This is a genomic window from Sulfitobacter sp. KMM 9851 (genome assembly GCF_057178245.1).
Genome location: NZ_CM169991.1, coordinates 1799636 through 1817496 on the forward strand (window position 1 = coordinate 1799636; position 17861 = coordinate 1817496).

Here is a 17861-nt window from a genome sequence, read left to right on the forward strand (position 1 = left end):
CCCTTTGCGTTACATAAAGCTGTCTGGCTCTGCCGCTTTTTTCTGCGCGACATAGGCATCCAATGCTTCGCGGATGGCGGGGTCAAGGTGCGGCTGCTGATAATCGCCCAGCATCTTTTCAACCCGCGCCGAAGCCAGCGCTTGGGTATCGCGCGCGCCTTCATCTTCCCAGGTTTCAAAGGGTTTGTAATCCAGCAGGTCGGATTTCCAGAAGGCCGCTTTGAAGTTTTCTTGGGTATGTGCGCAGCCCAGATAATGCCCGCCGGGGCCGACCTCGCGGATTGCGTCCATGGCCTGCGCGTTTTCGTCAATCTGCACGCCGCGCGCCAGATGATGCAATGTGCCAAGCTGGTCGGCGTCCATCACGAATTTCTCGAACGAGCTGACCAGCCCGCCTTCGAGCCAGCCGCACGCGTGCAGCATGAAGTTCACACCCGACAGCAGCCCCATGTTCAGGCTGTTTGATGTCTCATACGCAGCCTGTGCATCCGGCAGTTTCGATCCGCAGAAAGAACCGGCAGAGCGGTATGGCAGGTTCAACCGGCGCGCCAGTTGCCCGGCGCCATAGGTGATATGTGCCGCTTCGGGCGTACCAAAGGTGGGCGCGCCGCTGTTCATGTCGATCGACGTCACGAAAGCGCCCATGATCACCGGTGCTCCGGCGCGGATCAGCTGGCTATAGGCGATGCCGGCCAGAGTTTCGGCCAGCACCTGCGTCAATGTGCCTGCGACAGACACCGGTGCCATCGCGCCACCGACGATAAATGGCGAAATGATGCAGGCCTGATTATTCTCGGCGTAAATCTTGAGCGCGCCCATCATCACGTCGTCGAATGTCATCGGTGAATTGATGTTGATGAGCGATGTCATCACCGTGTTTTCCTGCACGAAATCCTTGCCGAACAGGATGCCGGACATATCGACACTGTCCTGCGCGCGGCTGGGTTCGGTGACCGACCCCATATAGGGTTTATCGCTCAGCGTCATGTGGGCGTGCAGCATATCAAGGTGCCGCTTGTTCACCGGGATATCCGTCGGCTCGCACACCGTGCCACCCGAGTGATGCAGCCATTTCGACATATAAGCCAGTTTCACGAACTTGTTGAAATCCGCCATCGTGGCATAGCGGCGACCGCCGGCGGCATCGCGCACGAAAGGCGGGCCATAGACCGGGGCCAACACGAGATTGCGGCCACCGACGACGACATTGCGTTCGGGATTGCGGGCGTGCTGCGTATAGTGCGACGGCGCAGTGGCACATAGTTTGCGCGCCAGCCCACGCGGGATGCGGACCCGTTCGCCTGTTACGTCTGCCCCGGCATTGCGCCACAGGGTCAGCGCCTCGGGGTTATCGGGAAAGTTTACGCCGATCTCTTCGAGCACGGTTTCGGCGTTATGCTCGATGATCTGAAGCGCCTCTTCGGTCAGCACCTCGAAATTGGGGATATTGCGTTCGATGAAACGTGCCGTTTCAAATGAAACCGCCGTCCGTTCGGCCCGCCGCGCTGCTCCGCCACCGCCCCGCGTGCGCCGTGCTGATTCCACCATGATCTCTTCCTTCATCAAAAACTTAGCTGTCACTACCGCATTAACTTGGGCCGCTTCGCGCGGATAACGGCCTTGCCGGGAAAAAAGCGACATCGCGCGCCGCGGTTGGTTCTTTCACGCGGTGTCATATGGCCATTCACACTTGCCAGCAGGAGCCTGCGCGCATAATCAACGCTCATGACAGATATCACCCATGACCGCCTCCTTATCATCGACTTCGGCAGCCAGGTGACGCAGCTTATTGCGCGGCGCCTGCGGGAACTGAACGTCTTTTGCGAAATTCACCCGTTTAACGCGGTGGATGACGCCTTTCTTGCCGATTTCGCGCCAAAAGCGGTAATCCTGTCCGGTGGGCCGTCCTCGGTCTTTGCCGACGGGGCACCGATGCCGCCGCAAAAGGTCTTTGATCTGGGCGTGCCGATCCTGGGCATCTGTTATGGGCAGCAGGTGATGATGCATTGCCTTGGCGGACATGTGGAACGTGGCCACGGCACGGCTGAATTTGGCCGCGCCTTTGTGACCCCAACGGGGCAGAGCCTTGATCTGTTGCAGGGTTGGTTTGCAACCGACCGCGAACAAGTCTGGATGAGCCACGGCGACCACGTCAGCAAAATTGCACCAGGGTTTGAGGTTTACGGCACCTCGCCCAATGCGCCCTTTGCCATCACCGGCGATGCGTCGCGGCATTTCTACGCGGTGCAGTTCCACCCCGAAGTGCACCACACGCCCAACGGTGCAAAGCTGTATGAAAACTTTGTGCGCATTGCCGGGTTCAAGGGCGATTGGACGATGCGCGCCTACCGCGAAGAAGCGATTGCCGCGATCCGCGAACAGGTCGGTGACCAAAAAGTCATCTGCGGCCTGTCCGGCGGGGTCGATTCCTCGGTCGCGGCGGTGCTGATCCACGAGGCGATCGGCGACCAGCTGACTTGCGTCTTTGTCGACCATGGCCTGCTGCGCAAAGGCGAGGCCGAAGAAGTCGTCAAGATGTTCCGCGACAACTATAACATGCCGCTGATCCACGCCGACGAACAGGAACTGTTTTTGGGTGAGCTTGACGGCGTAAGTGACCCGGAAACAAAAAGAAAAATCATCGGCAAGCTGTTCATTGACGTGTTCCAGAAACACGCCAAGGACGTGGGCGATGCCACCTTCCTCGCGCAGGGTACGCTGTACCCCGATGTGATCGAAAGCGTGTCGTTTTCCGGCGGTCCGTCGGTCACGATCAAGAGCCATCACAACGTCGGTGGCCTGCCCGAAAAGATGGGCCTCAAGCTGGTCGAGCCGCTGCGCGAGTTGTTCAAGGATGAGGTGCGCGAGCTGGGCCGTGAGTTGGGCCTCCCGCCCTCGTTTATTGGCCGTCACCCCTTCCCTGGGCCCGGCCTTGCCATCCGCTGTCCCGGCGAGATCACCCGCGAAAAGCTGGCGATCCTGCGCGAGGCGGATGCCGTCTATATCGACCAGATCCGCCGCCACGGGCTTTATGATGATATCTGGCAGGCCTTTGTGGCCATCCTGCCGGTGCGCACCGTGGGCGTGATGGGCGATGGGCGGACTTATGATTTTGCCTGCGCCCTGCGCGCCGTGACGTCCGTAGATGGCATGACCGCGGATTATTTCCCATTCAGTCACGAATTCCTTGGCGAAACAGCCACCCGTATCATCAACGAAGTGCCCGGCATCAACCGTGTGACATACGACATCACCAGCAAACCTCCCGGCACGATTGAGTGGGAATGACGGCAACGGTTGCCCTGAACGGATTTTTGCGCTGCGCGGATGAGCGGCAGGCGGATCGTGTACGCGCCGCTTTGCACACCCATGTGCAGCTTACGCGTGCCGAGCCGGGCTGCCTTTTTTTTGAAGTGACGCCAACGGACGACCCGCTGGTCTGGCAGGTGCGCGAAGAATTCAGCGATGCTTCCGCATTCGAGGCACATCAGGCGCGTGCTGTCGGCTCTGACTGGGCGTCGATGACCGCCGGGATCAGCCGCGATTACCAAATAACGGGTCTGACATGAGCCCGACGTTGCGCGCAGCACTGTGGATGACGGGAGCGATTGCATCGTTTTCGACCATGGCGGTGGTTGGGCGCGAATTGTCGGGACAGTACGACACGTTTGAAATCATGATGTACCGCAGCGTCTTTGGCGTTCTGGTGGTGGTGACGCTGGCTTGGGCCACAGGCGCATGGCGCCAGATCAACACCCGCAACTTTGGGCTGCAAGTGGTGCGAAATCTGGCGCATTTCACCGGTCAGAACCTGTGGTTTTTCGCCGTTACCCTGATCCCGCTCGCGCAGGTCTTTGCGTTGGAATTTACCTCGCCGCTGTGGGTGATCGTTTTGTCCATCTTTCTGTTGGGCGAACGCATGACGGCGATGCGCGGGTTGGCCGCTGTGCTGGGGTTTATCGGCATCCTGATTGTGGCCCGCCCCGATATCGACAACATCAACATCGGTGTCATTGCGGCGGCATCCTGCGCGCTGTTCTTTGCGCTGACCAATGTGTTGACCAAACGGCTGACCCGGACGCAGGGAATTACAACGATCCTGTTCTACCTGACCACGCTGCAACTGATCTTTGGACTGATCACTGCCGGATATGACGGCGATATCGCTCTGCCCACCGCCGCCAGCCTGCCGTTTCTGGCGCTTGTCGGTGTGTGTGGCTTGCTGGCGCATTACTGCCTGACCAACGCACTGTCGCTGGCACCTGCCACGGTGGTGGTGCCGATCGACTTTATCCGTTTGCCGGTGATCGCGGTCATCGGAATGCTGCTCTATGCCGAAGCGCTGGATGTATGGGTTTTTGTTGGCGCTGCGGTTATTTTCGCCGGTAATTACCTCAATATCTGGTTCGAAACCCGCAAGCGCCCCGTTACATAGACCCCGTGTCATAAACTCTGACGTTGGGTCATAACCTGTGGTTGACCTAAGGTCACTGATTGACCCAATAGCCCCTTGTCATGCTTCCTGTCTCCACCCTGTCCGATAGACGCTGACAGGCGCTTCTGGGGAGGAGAAACATGAAAAAACACATTCTAACCATCGCCGCATTGCTGGGGTCCACCTGTGCGGCGCAAGCCGGTGGGATCGACCGCTCTGGTCAGTCCATCACGGCACTGTTCGAAGCGGGGCGTTACGCCGAATTCAGCCTTGGCAGCATATCGCCAAGCACCTCGGGCGTCGGCACCGTCTTTTCCGGCACGCCGGGGGCAAACTCCGGCGACATCACACCAAGCTATTTGCAGTTTGGTGCCGCCTATAAGGCAGACATCAACGAACAGCTGTCCTACGCGATCATCTATGATCAGCCCTTTGGCGCAGATATCGCCTATCCTGCTGGATCAGGCTATGTCGCACAGGGGTCCACGGCTGATCTGAAGGCCCATGCCATCACCGGCCTGCTGCGCTATAAGCTGCCCAGTAATTTCAGCTTTCATGGTGGTGTCCGGGTGCAAAGCATCGAAGCCACCGCCGCGGTGCCCTTTGTCGGCGGCTATACGGTAGATGGCCAGCGTGACACAGGTGTCGGTTACGTGGCGGGTGTTGCCTATGAACGGCCCGACATCGCCCTGCGCGTGTCGTTAACCTATAGCTCCAAGATCAAACATGACGTCGCCACCACTGAATTTGGTGCGCTGCAAACCACGACCGAGATCGAAACACCACAATCGGTCAACCTTGAGTTCCAGACCGGGATTGCCGCCGACACGCTGCTGTTTGGTGGGGTGCGCTGGGTAGATTGGTCGTCGTTTGACATCACGCCAGCCAATTACCCCCCCGGCGCGCTGGTCAGCTATGAAAATGATGTTTTCACCTACTCCTTGGGGGTTGGGCGCCGGTTGAACGAAAACTGGTCGGTATCGGCGTCGATTGGGTATGAAAAATCCAACGGTGGCTTTGCATCCAACCTCGGGCCAACCGATGGCAACAAAAGCCTGGCGCTGGCGGCGATCTACACCCGCGACAACATGAAAGTCACAACGGGCATCCGCTATGTGAACATCGGTGACGCGCAGACGACATTGAACGGTGTCAACGCGGCCAGCAACTTTAACGATAACGATGCCGTGGCGATCGGTGTAAAGGTCGGCTACACCTTTTGATCTGCAACGATAATTGTCTGATGAACGCCGTCCGGGATACCCCCGGGCGGCGTTTTTCCATGTTGCGCAGCTTTCGGGTCGTCCGTCGCCGCGATATCGCCTAAACCCTGCACATGATGGTTCAAAAACAAATCCCGCCCCGCGCCTGGATCGAAATGGCTGTGCTCGCCCTGCTATGGGGGGCGTCGTTCCTGTCGGTACGGGTGGCGCTGGACGAGGTGGGGCCGCTGACGTCGGTAGCGCACCGGGTGTTCTGGGCGATGCTGGTGCTTTGGGCGGCGGTCGTGGTGATGCGCCTGCCCCTGCCCCGCGATCCCAAGGTCTGGTTTGCCTTTGGCGTCATGGGCCTGCTCAACAACGCCGTGCCATTTTCGCTGATGGCTTGGGGGCAGTTGCATATCGCCTCTGGGCTGACGTCGATCCTTAATGCTGCCACGGCCGTGTTTGGCGTTCTGGCGGCCGCAGTCTTTTTCGCTGACGAACGTATCACCCCGCGCAAGGCTGTGGGTGTCTGCTTGGGATTTGCCGGGGTCGCGACGGCCATCGGGCTGGAGAACCTGCGCAATTTCGACCTGCGCAGCCTTGCACAGCTCGCGGTGCTGGCGGGAACGGTGTCCTACGCGATGTCAGGGGTTTGGGCACGCAAAATGCTGTCGGGCCAACCGCCGCAACTGGCCGCTGCGGGCATGTTGACCGGGGCGAGCCTGATCATGGTGCCGATGGCCTGGTGGGTCGAAGGTCCACTGACGCTTGACCTTGCGCCGATCACGTTGGTTGCCATCGCCTATTACGCGCTGGCCGCCACGGCGCTGGCCTATCTGCTGTATTACCGGGTGCTGGCAATGGCAGGCAGTGGCAATCTGATGCTGGTTACACTGTTGGTCGCCCCGGTGGCGATCCTGTTGGGGGCCTGGCTGCGCGACGAGGCGCTGCGTCCGGCGGCCTATGGCGGGTTTGCCCTGCTGGCCCTGGGATTGCTGGTGCTGGATGGCCGCATCTGGCGTATCGCGCGGCGCTGGGGTAGTCAGGGGAAACATAGCTAACAGCCGGATTGCCCATGCTTTATCCCACCGCTCAAGACTGGCGCCGCGCGCCGCGCCGCAAAGTGCTGATTTTCGGCATGTCGGGCCTTGGCAAGACCCACCTATCGGGCCTGTTGCGACGCAGCGGCGACTGGTTTCACTATTCCATAGATTACCGCATCGGCACCCGCTATCTGGGTGAAATCATTGCTGACAATGCCAAGGCCGAGGCGATGAAAGTGCCGTTCCTGCGCGAGCTGCTGCTGAGCGACAGCATCTATATCGGGTCCAACATTACCTTTGAAAACCTGACGCCCGTCGCCACCTGGCTGGGCAAACCGGGCGACCCCGGTCAGGGCGGGCTGCCGATGGCCGAATACCAACAGCGCCAAGACGCCTTTCGCCGCGCCGAAATATCTGCCCTGCACGACACCGCCCATTTCGCAGCGCGTGCCGAGGCGCTTTATGGCTATCAGCATTTCATCTGTGACACCGGCGGGTCGATCTGTGAATGGGTCGATCCCGAAAACCCCGACGATCCGCTGTTGCGCGCGCTGGCGCAGGAATGTCTGCTCGTCTGGATCAAGGGCGACGACGCCCATACCCAATCGCTGATCGAACGCTTTGACAAGGCACCAAAGCCTATGGCCTATCAGCCGGAGTTTCTGGCCGCGGCTTGGGTTGAATACCTGAACGAAAACAATATGTCAGAGGATGACGTTAACCCCGACAGCTTTATCCGTTGGACCTATGCGCGCGCATTGTCGCATCGCCAGCCCCGCTATGAGGCGATGGCGAAATGGGGCGTCACGATCACCCCTGATGAAATCGGACAGTTGCAGAACCAGCAGGATTTCACCGATATGATCGCCCGCCACTTGCCCTGACACGGCCATTGATTGCCGACCTGACCGACCCTATCTCACAGACCCTGATAGTCTGACAGACGCTGACAAACGGAACACCGCCCATGCCCATCAAGATCCCCGCCACCCTACCTGCCTTTGACGTGCTGCGGCGCGAAGGCGTGATGGTGGTCGACGAGGAACTGGCGGCACATCAGGATATTCGACCGCTGCGCATCGCACTGTTGAACCTGATGCCCAAGAAAATTCAGACCGAGAACCAGTTTGCCCGGCTGATCGGTGCCACGCCGCTCCAGATCGAACTAAGCCTGCTGCGCATGTCGGATCACCAGACCCGCAACACCGCCGCAGAGCATATGGAAAGCTTTTATCGGCCCTTTCAGGAGGTGCGCGATGAGAAATTTGACGGGCTGATCATCACCGGCGCGCCGATTGAGCACCTCGAGTTTGACGAAGTGACCTATTGGGACGAGTTGCGCGAGGTGATGGAGTGGACCCAGACCAATGTGCATTCGACCTTTGGCGTCTGCTGGGGTGGGATGGCGATGATCAATTATTTCCACGGGGTCAAGAAACACATCCTGCCGTCCAAGGCCTTTGGTTGCTTTCGGCACCGCAATCTTGCCCCGGCGTCGCCCTATCTGCGTGGGTTCTCGGACGAATGTGTGATGCCGGTGTCCCGCTGGACCGAGATGAAACAGGACGAAGTCGACAGCAAACCGGCCCTGACCACGCTTTTGGGCAGTGAAGAGGTCGGCCCCTGCCTGATCGAAGATCCGGAGCACCGCGCGCTCTATGTCTTTAACCACTTTGAATATGACCGGGACACGCTGAAACAGGAATACGACCGCGATGTTGAAAGCGGCGTACCGATTAACATTCCCGGCAATTACTATCCCGGTAACGATCCGACCCAGACGCCGGTGAACCGCTGGCGCAGCCATGCGCATCTGCTTTATGGCAATTGGATCAACGAGATGTACCAATCCACGCCCTTCGACATGAATGAAATTGGCCGCTAGAATGGGTCTTTATGCCCTGGTGGTCATTATATTGGCCGTGGCGGTGGTACAGTGGCGCGCGCATCAGCGGGAAACTGCGGCAGAGGCGGCGCATCCGCCCAGTGGCGACATCGTGATGGTTGGCGATGTGCCGGTGCATGTCAAAGTCATCGGGAGCGGGCCGGATTTGGTGCTGGTGCACGGGGCCAGCGGCAACATGCGCGATTTCACCTTTGGCCTCGCCGATCAACTGGCCCAACAGTATCGCGTGATCCTGTTCGACCGCCCCGGTCTGGGCTGGACCGGGCGTTTGCCCGGCAACCAAGGTGCGTGGAATACCACCATGGAATCGCCGCAGGCACAGGCGGCGCTGCTGCAACAGGCGGCCGATCTGATCGAGGTGCACAATCCCATTGTGATGGGCCATTCCTTTGGCGGGGCCGTCGCACTTGCTTGGGGGCTTTCGCGGCCTGATGACACCGCCGCACTGGTGCTGGTCTCTGCCGTGTCAAAGCCGTGGCCCGGTGGGTTGGGATGGCTTTATGGGGTCAGTGCCTCGGCGCCTGGCGGCGCACTGATTGTGCCGACGATCACCGCCTTTGTGCCGAAAAGCGTCGTCAGTTCCAGCATCGCGTCCATTTTTGCCCCGCAGCAGCCCCCCGAAGGCTACAACGCCCATATCGGCACCGGCCTGACGCTGCGCCGGACCTCCAGCCGGGCAAACGCCCAACAGGTCAACGGACTGCGGCCGCATGTGGTTGAAATGGCGGCGCAATATCATACCCTGACGATGCCGATAGAGATCCTGCACGGCACCGCCGACACCATCGTGCCTGCCCATATCCATGCGGAAAAACTGGTGCATGATGTGCCGAACGCTGTGCTGACCACACTGCCCGGCGTCGGTCACATGCCGCAGCACAGCCATCCACAAGCGGTGATTGACGCGATTGACCGTGCCGCGGCACGTGCGGGTTTGCGTTAAACCCCTTAACATCCCATATTGAAGTGTACACGGCCACTCAGGAGCCTTCATGACCCTGCCTTTTGACGGTGCCATCAGCGCCTTTTTCGAAAATGACGCCCCGGAGGACATCCGCAGCGCCATCCGCCGCGCCGACAAGGAGGACATCCTGACCGCGTCCTATCCCCATCCCGAACGGCTGGCCCGCAAGCCTTACGAACGGGACTATGAAAAGTTGCAGATCGAGCTGGTCAAGCTGCAAGCCTGGGTGCGTGACAGCGGCACCCGCATTGCCATGGTATTCGAAGGACGTGATGCCGCCGGCAAGGGCGGCACCATCGGGCGTTTCCGCGAAAACCTGAACCCGCGGGCGGCGCGCGTGGTTGCCCTGTCAAAACCGACTGAAACGGAACGCGGCGAATGGTATTTTCAACGCTATATTGCCCATCTGCCGACCGCAGGCGAAATGGTGTTCTATGACCGGTCGTGGTACAATCGCGGCGTCGTTGAGCCGGTGTTCGGCTTCTGCACCGACGACCAGCGCGAGCATTTTTTCCGCCAGGTCACCCCATTTGAAGAAATGCTGGTCGAAGACGGTATTCATCTATTCAAGTTCTGGCTGAATGTTGGCCGGGCCGAACAACTTCGCCGTATGTTGGCGCGTGAGGGTGATCCGCTAAAGCAATGGAAACTCAGCACAATTGATGTTCAGGGGCTCGCCAAATGGGATGCCTATACGACCGCGATACGCGATACGCTGACCCGCAGCCACAGCATCGCCGCCCCGTGGACGGTGATCCGTTCAGACGACAAGCGTCGCGCCCGGCTAAGCGCGATGCGCCATGTGCTGCACAGCTTTGATTACCCCCAAAAAGACATCAAGGCGATTGGCAAGGTTGATCAGGACATCTGTGGCGGGCCGGACATCTGGGATGTCTAAACGTGGCTATCACCACGGCAACCTGCGCCAGGCCCTGATCGACGCGGCGCTCGAGTTGATCGAGTTGCGCGGGCCGACTGGGTTTACCCTGTCAGAGGCTGCCAAACAGGCCGGCGTGACCCCAGCGGCGGTCTATCGGCATTTCGAGGGGCGCGAAGACCTGATCGCGGAAGCGGCCCTTCAGGGCTACGAGATTTTTGCCGATTTGATGGAGTTTGCCTATCAATCCGGTCAGCCCTCTGCGCTAAAGGCCTTTGAAGCGGCGGGCCGGGCCTATCTCGCATTTGCGCGTAAATATCCCGGCCATTATATTGCGATGTTCGAAAGCGGCATTTCGGTCAACCGCTCGCCCGAACTGGCCCGGGTCGCCAACCGCGCCAACGGCGTGCTGGAGAAAGCGGCGGCAGACCTCAGCCAGCACATTCCGGCTGACAAACGCCCGCCCGCCTCGATGTTTTCGGCACATATCTGGGCCATGAGCCACGGCGTTGTCGAACTTTTCGCACGCAACTCCCCCGGCCGCGCGTCGCCGTTTCCACCCGACGACCTTTTGGAAACGGGTATTGGCATCTATCTGCGCGGGCTGGGTCTGGTGCGGCCGGACGAGTGATCAGCCCAGATCGTGCAATACCTCTGCGGCAATTTCGAACGACCGCATCCGCGCGCTGTGATCGTGGATCTGCCCGGTCAGGATCAGCTCATCCGGCTGATATGTATCAATAAAGCCTGTCAGCTGCGCCTTGACAGTCGCGGCACTGCCCACGGCCGATATGCGCAAGGCGTGATCAACGCCGGCGCGCATCGCAGGCCCGATGGCTGCGTCAATGTCGGTAACGGGGCGCGGCAGTTTGCCGGGCATACCGCTGCGCAGCCGGGCAAAGGCTTGCTGCATTGAACTGCGCAAAAATGCACCTTCAGCGTCAGTTTCGGCGGCAAAGACGTTGACCGCGAGCATGAAGTGAGGTTTTGCCACGCCCCCCGATGGTTTGAAATCGCGCCGGTAGATCGCGGTGGCCTCTTCCAGCGCATCAGGGGCAAAGTGCGAGGCGAAGGCATATGGCAGGCCAAAATGCGCCGCCAATTGCGCACCATAGAGCGACGATCCCAATATCCAGACCGGCACATGGGTGTCCTGACCGGGGTGGGCCTGAACCGGCGCGCCAGCCGGGGCCGCCCCCAAAAAGGCGATCAATTCAGCGACGTCGTCGGGAAAACGGTCGCCGCCCTCCATCCCGCGACGCAGTGCGCGCATCACCGCATGGTCGCCACCCGGCGCACGGCCAAGCCCAAGGTCGATCCTTGGACCGTGGATGGTGGCCAGCGTTCCGAATTGTTCAGCAATGGCCAGCGGCGCATGGTTGGGTAGCATCACACCCCCGGCACCGACGCGGATCGACGTGGTGTGATTGGCGATATGCCCGATCAGGACCGAGGTCGCCGCCGAGGCGATCCCGGGCATATTGTGATGCTCTGCCAGCCAGTACCGATGAAACCCCCGCGCCTCGGCCAATTGCGCCAGTTCAACCGAGTTGCGGATCGCCGTCGCGGCATCATCGCCCTCGGGAACGGGGGCCAAATCGAGTACGGAAAATTTCATGGGAGATCCTCTATATCTTCCCCCGATGTATGGTGCCCGGGCCAAAACAGAACCCCACCCGCGCGAAAAAAGGGCCACGTCTGTGACGTGGCCCGGCAAATTGGTGAAATAGTCTCAGATCGCGGTGTTCAAAACTCTTCCCATTCTGCAGCTAGTGGTGCTGTCTGGGTTGATTGAGTTACCCGCATCTGGGCCACCGGGGTGTTGACGACAGATGCCGGACCCTGCTGTGGTCTGGCGCCGGTGCCGACACTCGCAGGTTTGGACCCGGTGTTAAATTCCCGCGACAAGGCAGTCAGCGCTTCAGCGGCGGTCGACAGCGACACGCTGGCGGCGGTGGTTTCCTCAAACATCGCGGCATTCTGCTGTGTTGCCTGTTCGATCTCGCCAATCGCCGCATTTGCGCTTTCGATGCCCGACGATTGCTGAGCCGCCGATTCCGCAATCGCCGAAACATGCTGTGTCGCAACATCAATCGACTGCGACATGTTGCGGATCGCATTGCCGGTCTGATCCACCAGATCAACACCGCGACGTACCTGTTCGGAACTGCGGCTGATCAGCCCTTCGATCTGCTTGGCCGATTCGGCCGCCCGGACGGCCAGCGCGCGCACCTCGGACGCCACGACGCTAAAGCCGCGCCCGGCATCGCCCGCCCGCGCCGCTTCGACCCCCGCGTTCAACGCCAGCAGATTGGTCTGGAAAGCGATGCCGTTGATCACGTTGACTGTTTCCGAGATTTGCTTGGAGAACTCCGCGATATCGTCCATCGCGGCCACGGCTTCGCGCACGACGGCTTCGCTGTCGCTGGCCTGTTGTTTGGTGCCGCTGACCAGTTTGTTGACGTCACGTGCGGCCTGCGCGGCGGACCGTACCGACGCCGTCAGCTCCTCCATCGCGGCCGATGTTTCCTCCAGGCTCGCCGCCGTACGTTCGGTCCGCCCGGCAAGTTCGGCGGCGGCTTCGCTGATTTCCGTCGAATCGCTGTTGATGCCCTCGGCGCGGTCGGCGATTTCATTCATCGCATGTTCGAATTTCTCTGCCGTGAGATTTGTATCATTTTGCAGATCGGCAAAGGCGCCACGGAATTCCCCGGCCATGCGCGCCGTCAGATCACCATGTGCCAGATCGCGCAGTACGTTGCGTGCCGAACTCAAGCCCGCCTCGACAGTGGTGAGCAAGGCGTTGACCCCGGTTTTCACATCATCTAGCGCCTTTTCGTTAAAGTCGTCGGCGATGCGCTGCTTAAAATCACCGGCCTCTGCGGCGCTGATGACGTTTGCCAGCGCAGTTTCCAACGCGCTGCTTTGTGCGGCGCGCAGATCGGCCGTCTCTTTTTCGACGCGGATGCGGGTGGCTTCACGCTCGGCCTCGGCCGCCTTGTTGGCCTGCGCGGCCTGTTCAGCCGCCAGCTTTTCGGTGCGCGCGCGCTCTTCGGCAGCGCGTAAATCGTTAGATTCGCGGGCGGTGTCGCGAAACACCTCAAGGGCAGCGGCCATCTGGCCGACCTCGTTCTTTGTGCCTGCCCCTTCGATTTCAACGTCCAGATCACCCTGCGCAAGATCGCGCATGTTGCCGGTCATGCGCAGGATGGGCACGGTGATCGAGCGGAAGATCGAAACCGTCGCGCCCAGGCACAGGATCATGCTGAGCAGTGCGATAGCGGTGAAAACAAATTTGGCTCGGTCAGCAGACGCGACACTGGCCTGGGTCTGATCGGCAATCTCGCGCATGCGCGTGGCTTCCAATTCTTTGGCCAATGCCGATACATCCGCAAAAAGTGAATCGGCGGCGTTGATCATGATCGTGCCGGTCATTGGCTCGATCGCCAGCATCGACAATGCTTCGTCGTTGGCCGTAAAGTATTCTGCCAGCTGTTCCTGAACGCGGCTGACGATCAGATTCTGCGCGGGGTTTTCAACCGCGTCGACCGCCGCCTGAAAAACCGCTTTGGTCTCGGCTGCGATGTCGAACTGGTTTTGCAGCGCGCTACCGCTCATCCCGGAGTTGGCAAAGGCGCTGGCGCGGATCAATTCGAGATGAGCATCGTTCATCATGCCCATGGTGGCGGCAATCGTTGCCACTTCGGTCAGGCCGACCAGTGCCTCATCCTCAAGATCGCTTTGCAGGCCAGAGATCGAATAGCGCGCAAGCCCGGTGGTACATAGCAGTGCGATGATGGTCACGGTGACCATGGCACCACCCTTTTTCAGCAGGGACAGGTCAGAAAAATAGCGGCGCATGGCAACCTTCCAGATGTTAAGAGAGCCTGCGCCGATCCGTTGAACCGGCGCAGATTAGGGCGCGTGGTACCGTCAGGACGCTGAGGAATAGATGCCAACACCGGCCCAGCTGCCATCGTCAAGGCGCAGCACGAAAGATGTCTTTGGGTCGATCTTTTTGGTCTGCGGATTTGGCCAGTGATAATCGACCGTGCCGGACCCCGGGCCGCGGGCAAGTGCGATCATCTGAACGATAAAGGCGTTCCCGTCAGAGTCCTTGACCCCCAGCAGATTGCGCCCGATCAGCGCAGTATTGGCGCCGTGGCTCAGCATGTTGCCCTCGTAATCCAGAACAAAGACATAGAGATCGCGGTCATGGAAGTCGCCGTTATCGGGGTCTTTGACCGCGTTGAGCACGGCGTCAAGGCCGCTTGACTGGTGTAGCGCCGCCACCCGGTCCAGCATGGCCTGTGCCTCTTGTGCGGTGCCGCGTTCTGTTGCTGACGCCGCGAAAGGGAGCAGTACCAGGGCCAGCACGGCCCAAAATCTGTTGAACATTGTTTGGTCTCCAAAGTTGTTGTCTTTGGAGATGTCGGTCAAAAACCTGAATATTGCCCTAACAGGAACCCAGCTCCGCCAGAATTCGCGCACTTACACATGAAAAAGGCCGCCTCCAACGGAAGCGGCCTTGATCGTTTTGGTTTGAAAAAGCTTAACGCTTGGAGAACTGGAAGCTCTTACGCGCTTTGGCCTTACCGTATTTCTTACGTTCCACAACACGGCTGTCGCGTGTGAGGAAACCGGCCGCTTTCAGTGCGCCGCGCAAGGAGGGTTCGTAAAGCTGCAAAGCTTTGGAAACACCATGCTTTACCGCGCCAGCCTGGCCAGACAGACCGCCGCCCTTGACCGTGGCAACCACGTCAAATTCGCCAACTGTATTGGTGATCGAAAAAGGCTGGGCCAGGATCATCTGCAGCACGGGGCGTGCAAAATATTCGTTCTGCGGCTTGCCGTTAACGGTTACTTTACCTGAACCTGGTTTGATCCAGACGCGGGCGACCGCATCTTTACGCTTACCAGTTGCATAGGACCGGCCCAGTTCGTCGCGCACGGGTTCACGTGGGGTCAGTTCGACTTCGGGTGTTGCGGCAACGCCAGCAACGTCTGCCAGGTCTTCGAGTGTGTTGATTTCGTCAGCCATGCTCATGCACTCCGCGTGTTTTTGCTGTTCATGGATTTGACATCCAGAACTTCGGGGCTCTGCGCCTCATGGGGATGATCGCCACCGGCATAGACGCGCAGGTTGGTCATGATCTGACGGCTCAGGCGGTTGCCAGGCAACATGCGCTTGACGGCCTGGGTTACGATGCGCTCGGGGTGGGCACCTTCGAGGATCTGCGCTTTGGTGCGCGATTTGATCCCACCGGGGTGGCCAGTGTGCCAATAGAAGTGCTCTTCGCGCTTCTTGCCGGTCATCTGGATTTTCTCAGCGTTGATCACGATGACATTGTCACCACAATCCATGTGAGGTGTGAACGACGGCTTGTGCTTGCCGCGCAGGCGCATGGCAATGATCGACGCGAGACGGCCCAGCACGACGCCTTCGGCGTCAATGATGATCCATTTCTTGTCGATATCTGCCGGTGTTGCAGAAAAGGTTTTCATGTACGGAATTCCCGTTTGGAGTTGGCCGGACAGAGATAACGCTGCCCGATGTCTGATGAGCGGGTTATACGCGCCTGTCTTGTCGCGTCAAGCGCATCCAATCGCAATTAAACATTGGATTTCAATGGGTTATAAAATAGGTATTATAATACCCCAAATCTAGACGCTGATTTGCTCCGGTGGGTTGTCCAACAGTGTCCGCAACCGCCGCATTGCGGCATCGAAAGACGCCAGCGAGACATGGGCATTCACGGCAATCCGTACGGCGTGGGGCGCGCGGCCATCGCGCAGGGCAAATTCATCTGCCGACCGGATCTGCACGCCCTGCGCCTCTGCCGCGCGGCAAAACCCAGCGGCGCGCCAGCCCGGCGGCAACTGTAGCCAGACAAACGGTACATCGCGATCCCATTTCAGCTCGTAACTGCCTAGATTATTCACTGCGATCTGAATGTATTTCCCCAGACGGTCGCGGATATCGCGGCATATCTGCTCCATACGTGGATCGGTGAGGATAATCCGAGTGGCTTCTGCCAGCGGGCGGGCCAACCCGAAAAATCCGTATTCCGCCACGCGCCGCAAATCTGCAGAGCGCCCAATCGGGGCAATGGCGAACCCTACCCGCAAGGCCGGGGTCAGTTCCTTGGAGATCGACGAGATATGCCAGACGTGCTCTGGCCACAGCGCCCGGTAACTGGGCGACTTGGCGCGGCCCATGCGATAACAGTCGTCCTCGAGAATTTCCAAGCCATAGCGGCGCGCCACGTCGAGCAATTCGCGTCGCCGTTCCAGACCGGTGTGGCCACAGGTGGGGTTTTGTACCTCGGGTGTGGTACAAAACACCTGCGCGCCACTGCTGCGCGCCGCGGCCTCTAGCGCGTCGGGTATTACCCCGTGTTCGTCCATGGCGACCCCGACCACCTCGGCGCGCAATACCTCGGCAGCGCGTCGAAATCCGGCATAGGATAGGTCTTCAACCAGCATGACGGGTTTCGGCCCGGTGAAAATAGCCTGCAAAACCAGCACGATCGCGTTCTGCCCGCCATGCGACAGCACGACGTCACGCTCTGACAGCGGTCCCAGGGGCAAATGCGACAGCCATTTGACCACCGCCTCGCGCACCGGCAGGTAGGCATCACGGGTCGGATAGTTCATCAGGTCTTCGCTGGGCCCATCTGCCACCTGCCGAAAGGCGGCGCGAATTGCAGCCACCTGTCCCATATCGGGCAAGCGCGGGCTGAACAGGCTGACGGCATCGGTTTCGGTCTCATCCAGTTCGCGCGGCCACTTGTCCTGCTCCTTGCTCCAGACGTCATCGCGCAGGGGCGCACGCGGCGCCGCGACAAAGGTGCCCCGGCCGACCTCTGCCTCCAGCAACCCTTCGTCCGTCAGGATCGTATAGGCGCGCGCCACGGTGCCCGGCGTGATGCCAAGCCGCCAGGCCAGATCACGCACCGGCGGCAGCTTATCTCCGATCGACAGATCCCCCGCCCGCACGCCATCGCGAATTGTCTGAGCGACCACTTTGTACTTGGGTCCGGGTCGGTCCGGCAGGGTTGGCGTCCAAATTGTACCCATTACAATATTCCTCTGGCCAAATTGTATCGCGCTTTGTACCTTAATATTGTAGCAAGACTACACATTGTGTCAATACAATATTGCAAGGAGCTTTCCCATGACACACGCACGGCCCCATACCCCCGATACCATGACGCTGTTGGCGCAGGGCAACCTGCCCGTGCTTGCGGATATCGCTGTGCGGTTTGCGGTCCTCGTGACGAAATGGGCAACACGCCGACGCACCCGCATGGTCCTACGCCAGCTAGAACCATGGCAGCTGCACGACGTGGGACTGACACCGGACCAAGCCTCAGGCGAGGCTTACCGCGTGTTCTGGAAGGTGTAACATCCCTGTGCCACCTGCCAGAC

Annotated in this window: 18 protein-coding genes; 11 read left to right on the forward strand and 7 right to left on the reverse strand. The window is 59.8% G+C overall.

The window, feature by feature from the left end:
- Nucleotides 1-9: 9 nt before the first annotated feature.
- Nucleotides 10-1548, reverse strand: a complete 1539-nt coding sequence (locus AC1965_RS08840) for a trimethylamine methyltransferase family protein (protein ID WP_483887019.1) — start codon at nucleotides 1546-1548, stop codon at nucleotides 10-12.
- Between the two features lie 177 nt (nucleotides 1549-1725).
- Between AC1965_RS08840 and guaA the strand changes: the two genes are divergently transcribed.
- From guaA to AC1965_RS08890, 10 genes are all read left to right on the forward strand, one after another.
- Complete coding sequence (gene guaA / locus AC1965_RS08845) at nucleotides 1726-3288, forward strand: glutamine-hydrolyzing GMP synthase (protein ID WP_483886903.1); 1563 nt, start codon at nucleotides 1726-1728, stop codon at nucleotides 3286-3288.
- On the forward strand, nucleotides 3285-3569 hold the full coding sequence (locus tag AC1965_RS08850; protein WP_483886904.1) for a putative quinol monooxygenase: 285 nt from the start codon (nucleotides 3285-3287) through the stop codon (nucleotides 3567-3569). The genes guaA and AC1965_RS08850 overlap by 4 nt, the downstream gene beginning before the upstream one ends.
- Nucleotides 3566-4435, forward strand: coding sequence for a DMT family transporter (locus AC1965_RS08855; RefSeq protein ID WP_483886905.1), 870 nt, complete (start codon nucleotides 3566-3568; stop codon nucleotides 4433-4435). The genes AC1965_RS08850 and AC1965_RS08855 overlap by 4 nt, the downstream gene beginning before the upstream one ends.
- A 140-nt stretch (nucleotides 4436-4575) precedes the next feature.
- Complete coding sequence (locus AC1965_RS08860; protein ID WP_483886906.1) at nucleotides 4576-5658, forward strand: OmpP1/FadL family transporter; 1083 nt, start codon at nucleotides 4576-4578, stop codon at nucleotides 5656-5658.
- A gap of 113 nt (nucleotides 5659-5771) precedes the next feature.
- Complete coding sequence (locus tag AC1965_RS08865) at nucleotides 5772-6701, forward strand: DMT family transporter (protein WP_483886907.1); 930 nt, start codon at nucleotides 5772-5774, stop codon at nucleotides 6699-6701.
- Between the two features lie 14 nt (nucleotides 6702-6715).
- Nucleotides 6716-7567, forward strand: a complete 852-nt coding sequence (locus tag AC1965_RS08870) for an ATPase (protein ID WP_483886908.1) — start codon at nucleotides 6716-6718, stop codon at nucleotides 7565-7567.
- Between the two features lie 83 nt (nucleotides 7568-7650).
- Nucleotides 7651-8568, forward strand: a complete 918-nt coding sequence (metA, locus tag AC1965_RS08875) for a homoserine O-acetyltransferase MetA (RefSeq protein WP_483886909.1) — start codon at nucleotides 7651-7653, stop codon at nucleotides 8566-8568.
- Nucleotide 8569: 1 nt separating this feature from the next.
- Nucleotides 8570-9532, forward strand: a complete 963-nt coding sequence (locus tag AC1965_RS08880; protein ID WP_483886910.1) for an alpha/beta fold hydrolase — start codon at nucleotides 8570-8572, stop codon at nucleotides 9530-9532.
- 49 nt (nucleotides 9533-9581) lie between these two features.
- Nucleotides 9582-10451, forward strand: coding sequence for a polyphosphate kinase 2 (gene ppk2, locus AC1965_RS08885; protein ID WP_483886911.1), 870 nt, complete (start codon nucleotides 9582-9584; stop codon nucleotides 10449-10451).
- On the forward strand, nucleotides 10444-11061 hold the full coding sequence (locus tag AC1965_RS08890; protein WP_483886912.1) for a TetR/AcrR family transcriptional regulator: 618 nt from the start codon (nucleotides 10444-10446) through the stop codon (nucleotides 11059-11061). The genes ppk2 and AC1965_RS08890 overlap by 8 nt, the downstream gene beginning before the upstream one ends.
- On the opposite strand, the gene AC1965_RS08895 is transcribed toward AC1965_RS08890, so the two are convergent.
- From AC1965_RS08895 to AC1965_RS08920, 6 genes are all read right to left on the reverse strand, one after another.
- Complete coding sequence (locus AC1965_RS08895) at nucleotides 11062-12048, reverse strand: LLM class flavin-dependent oxidoreductase (protein ID WP_483886913.1); 987 nt, start codon at nucleotides 12046-12048, stop codon at nucleotides 11062-11064. It abuts the gene before it with no gap.
- Nucleotides 12049-12176: 128 nt separating this feature from the next.
- The gene (locus AC1965_RS08900; protein ID WP_483886914.1) at nucleotides 12177-14291 is read right to left on the reverse strand and encodes a methyl-accepting chemotaxis protein; all 2115 of its coding nucleotides are present in this window, start codon (nucleotides 14289-14291) and stop codon (nucleotides 12177-12179) included.
- 72 nt (nucleotides 14292-14363) lie between these two features.
- Complete coding sequence (locus AC1965_RS08905; protein WP_483886915.1) at nucleotides 14364-14828, reverse strand: cache domain-containing protein; 465 nt, start codon at nucleotides 14826-14828, stop codon at nucleotides 14364-14366.
- A gap of 154 nt (nucleotides 14829-14982) precedes the next feature.
- On the reverse strand, nucleotides 14983-15471 hold the full coding sequence (gene rpsI / locus AC1965_RS08910) for a 30S ribosomal protein S9 (protein ID WP_483886916.1): 489 nt from the start codon (nucleotides 15469-15471) through the stop codon (nucleotides 14983-14985).
- A 2-nt stretch (nucleotides 15472-15473) separates the two neighbouring features.
- A complete protein-coding gene (gene rplM, locus AC1965_RS08915) occupies nucleotides 15474-15935 on the reverse strand; it encodes a 50S ribosomal protein L13 (RefSeq protein WP_483886917.1) in 462 nt (153 codons plus the stop codon).
- A gap of 159 nt (nucleotides 15936-16094) precedes the next feature.
- Nucleotides 16095-17510: an aminotransferase-like domain-containing protein gene (locus tag AC1965_RS08920; protein ID WP_483886918.1), complete on the reverse strand. Its 1416-nt coding sequence runs from the start codon at nucleotides 17508-17510 to the stop codon at nucleotides 16095-16097.
- A 97-nt stretch (nucleotides 17511-17607) separates the two neighbouring features.
- Between AC1965_RS08920 and AC1965_RS08925 the strand changes: the two genes are divergently transcribed.
- The gene (locus tag AC1965_RS08925) at nucleotides 17608-17838 is read left to right on the forward strand and encodes a DUF1127 domain-containing protein (RefSeq protein ID WP_483886919.1); all 231 of its coding nucleotides are present in this window, start codon (nucleotides 17608-17610) and stop codon (nucleotides 17836-17838) included.
- Nucleotides 17839-17861 lie beyond the last annotated feature (23 nt).

What these genes read in the sequence shown, in the direction of transcription:
- guaA (WP_483886903.1), top strand. Translation starts at nt 1,726, where the DNA reads ATGACAGATATCACCCATGACCGCCTCCTTATCATCGACTTCGGCAGC.
- AC1965_RS08860 (WP_483886906.1), top strand. Translation starts at nt 4,576, where the DNA reads ATGAAAAAACACATTCTAACCATCGCCGCATTGCTGGGGTCCACCTGT.
- AC1965_RS08840 (WP_483887019.1), bottom strand. Translation starts at nt 1,548, where the DNA reads ATGGTGGAATCAGCACGGCGCACGCGGGGCGGTGGCGGAGCAGCGCGG.
- AC1965_RS08855 (WP_483886905.1), top strand. Translation starts at nt 3,566, where the DNA reads ATGAGCCCGACGTTGCGCGCAGCACTGTGGATGACGGGAGCGATTGCA.
- metA (WP_483886909.1), top strand. Translation starts at nt 7,651, where the DNA reads ATGCCCATCAAGATCCCCGCCACCCTACCTGCCTTTGACGTGCTGCGG.
- AC1965_RS08850 (WP_483886904.1), top strand. Translation starts at nt 3,285, where the DNA reads ATGACGGCAACGGTTGCCCTGAACGGATTTTTGCGCTGCGCGGATGAG.
- AC1965_RS08870 (WP_483886908.1), top strand. Translation starts at nt 6,716, where the DNA reads ATGCTTTATCCCACCGCTCAAGACTGGCGCCGCGCGCCGCGCCGCAAA.
- AC1965_RS08895 (WP_483886913.1), bottom strand. Translation starts at nt 12,048, where the DNA reads ATGAAATTTTCCGTACTCGATTTGGCCCCCGTTCCCGAGGGCGATGAT.
- AC1965_RS08900 (WP_483886914.1), bottom strand. Translation starts at nt 14,291, where the DNA reads ATGCGCCGCTATTTTTCTGACCTGTCCCTGCTGAAAAAGGGTGGTGCC.
- rplM (WP_483886917.1), bottom strand. Translation starts at nt 15,935, where the DNA reads ATGAAAACCTTTTCTGCAACACCGGCAGATATCGACAAGAAATGGATC.
- AC1965_RS08920 (WP_483886918.1), bottom strand. Translation starts at nt 17,510, where the DNA reads ATGGGTACAATTTGGACGCCAACCCTGCCGGACCGACCCGGACCCAAG.
- AC1965_RS08890 (WP_483886912.1), top strand. Translation starts at nt 10,444, where the DNA reads ATGTCTAAACGTGGCTATCACCACGGCAACCTGCGCCAGGCCCTGATC.
- AC1965_RS08905 (WP_483886915.1), bottom strand. Translation starts at nt 14,828, where the DNA reads ATGTTCAACAGATTTTGGGCCGTGCTGGCCCTGGTACTGCTCCCTTTC.
- AC1965_RS08880 (WP_483886910.1), top strand. Translation starts at nt 8,570, where the DNA reads ATGGGTCTTTATGCCCTGGTGGTCATTATATTGGCCGTGGCGGTGGTA.
- rpsI (WP_483886916.1), bottom strand. Translation starts at nt 15,471, where the DNA reads ATGGCTGACGAAATCAACACACTCGAAGACCTGGCAGACGTTGCTGGC.
- AC1965_RS08925 (WP_483886919.1), top strand. Translation starts at nt 17,608, where the DNA reads ATGACACACGCACGGCCCCATACCCCCGATACCATGACGCTGTTGGCG.
- ppk2 (WP_483886911.1), top strand. Translation starts at nt 9,582, where the DNA reads ATGACCCTGCCTTTTGACGGTGCCATCAGCGCCTTTTTCGAAAATGAC.
- AC1965_RS08865 (WP_483886907.1), top strand. Translation starts at nt 5,772, where the DNA reads ATGATGGTTCAAAAACAAATCCCGCCCCGCGCCTGGATCGAAATGGCT.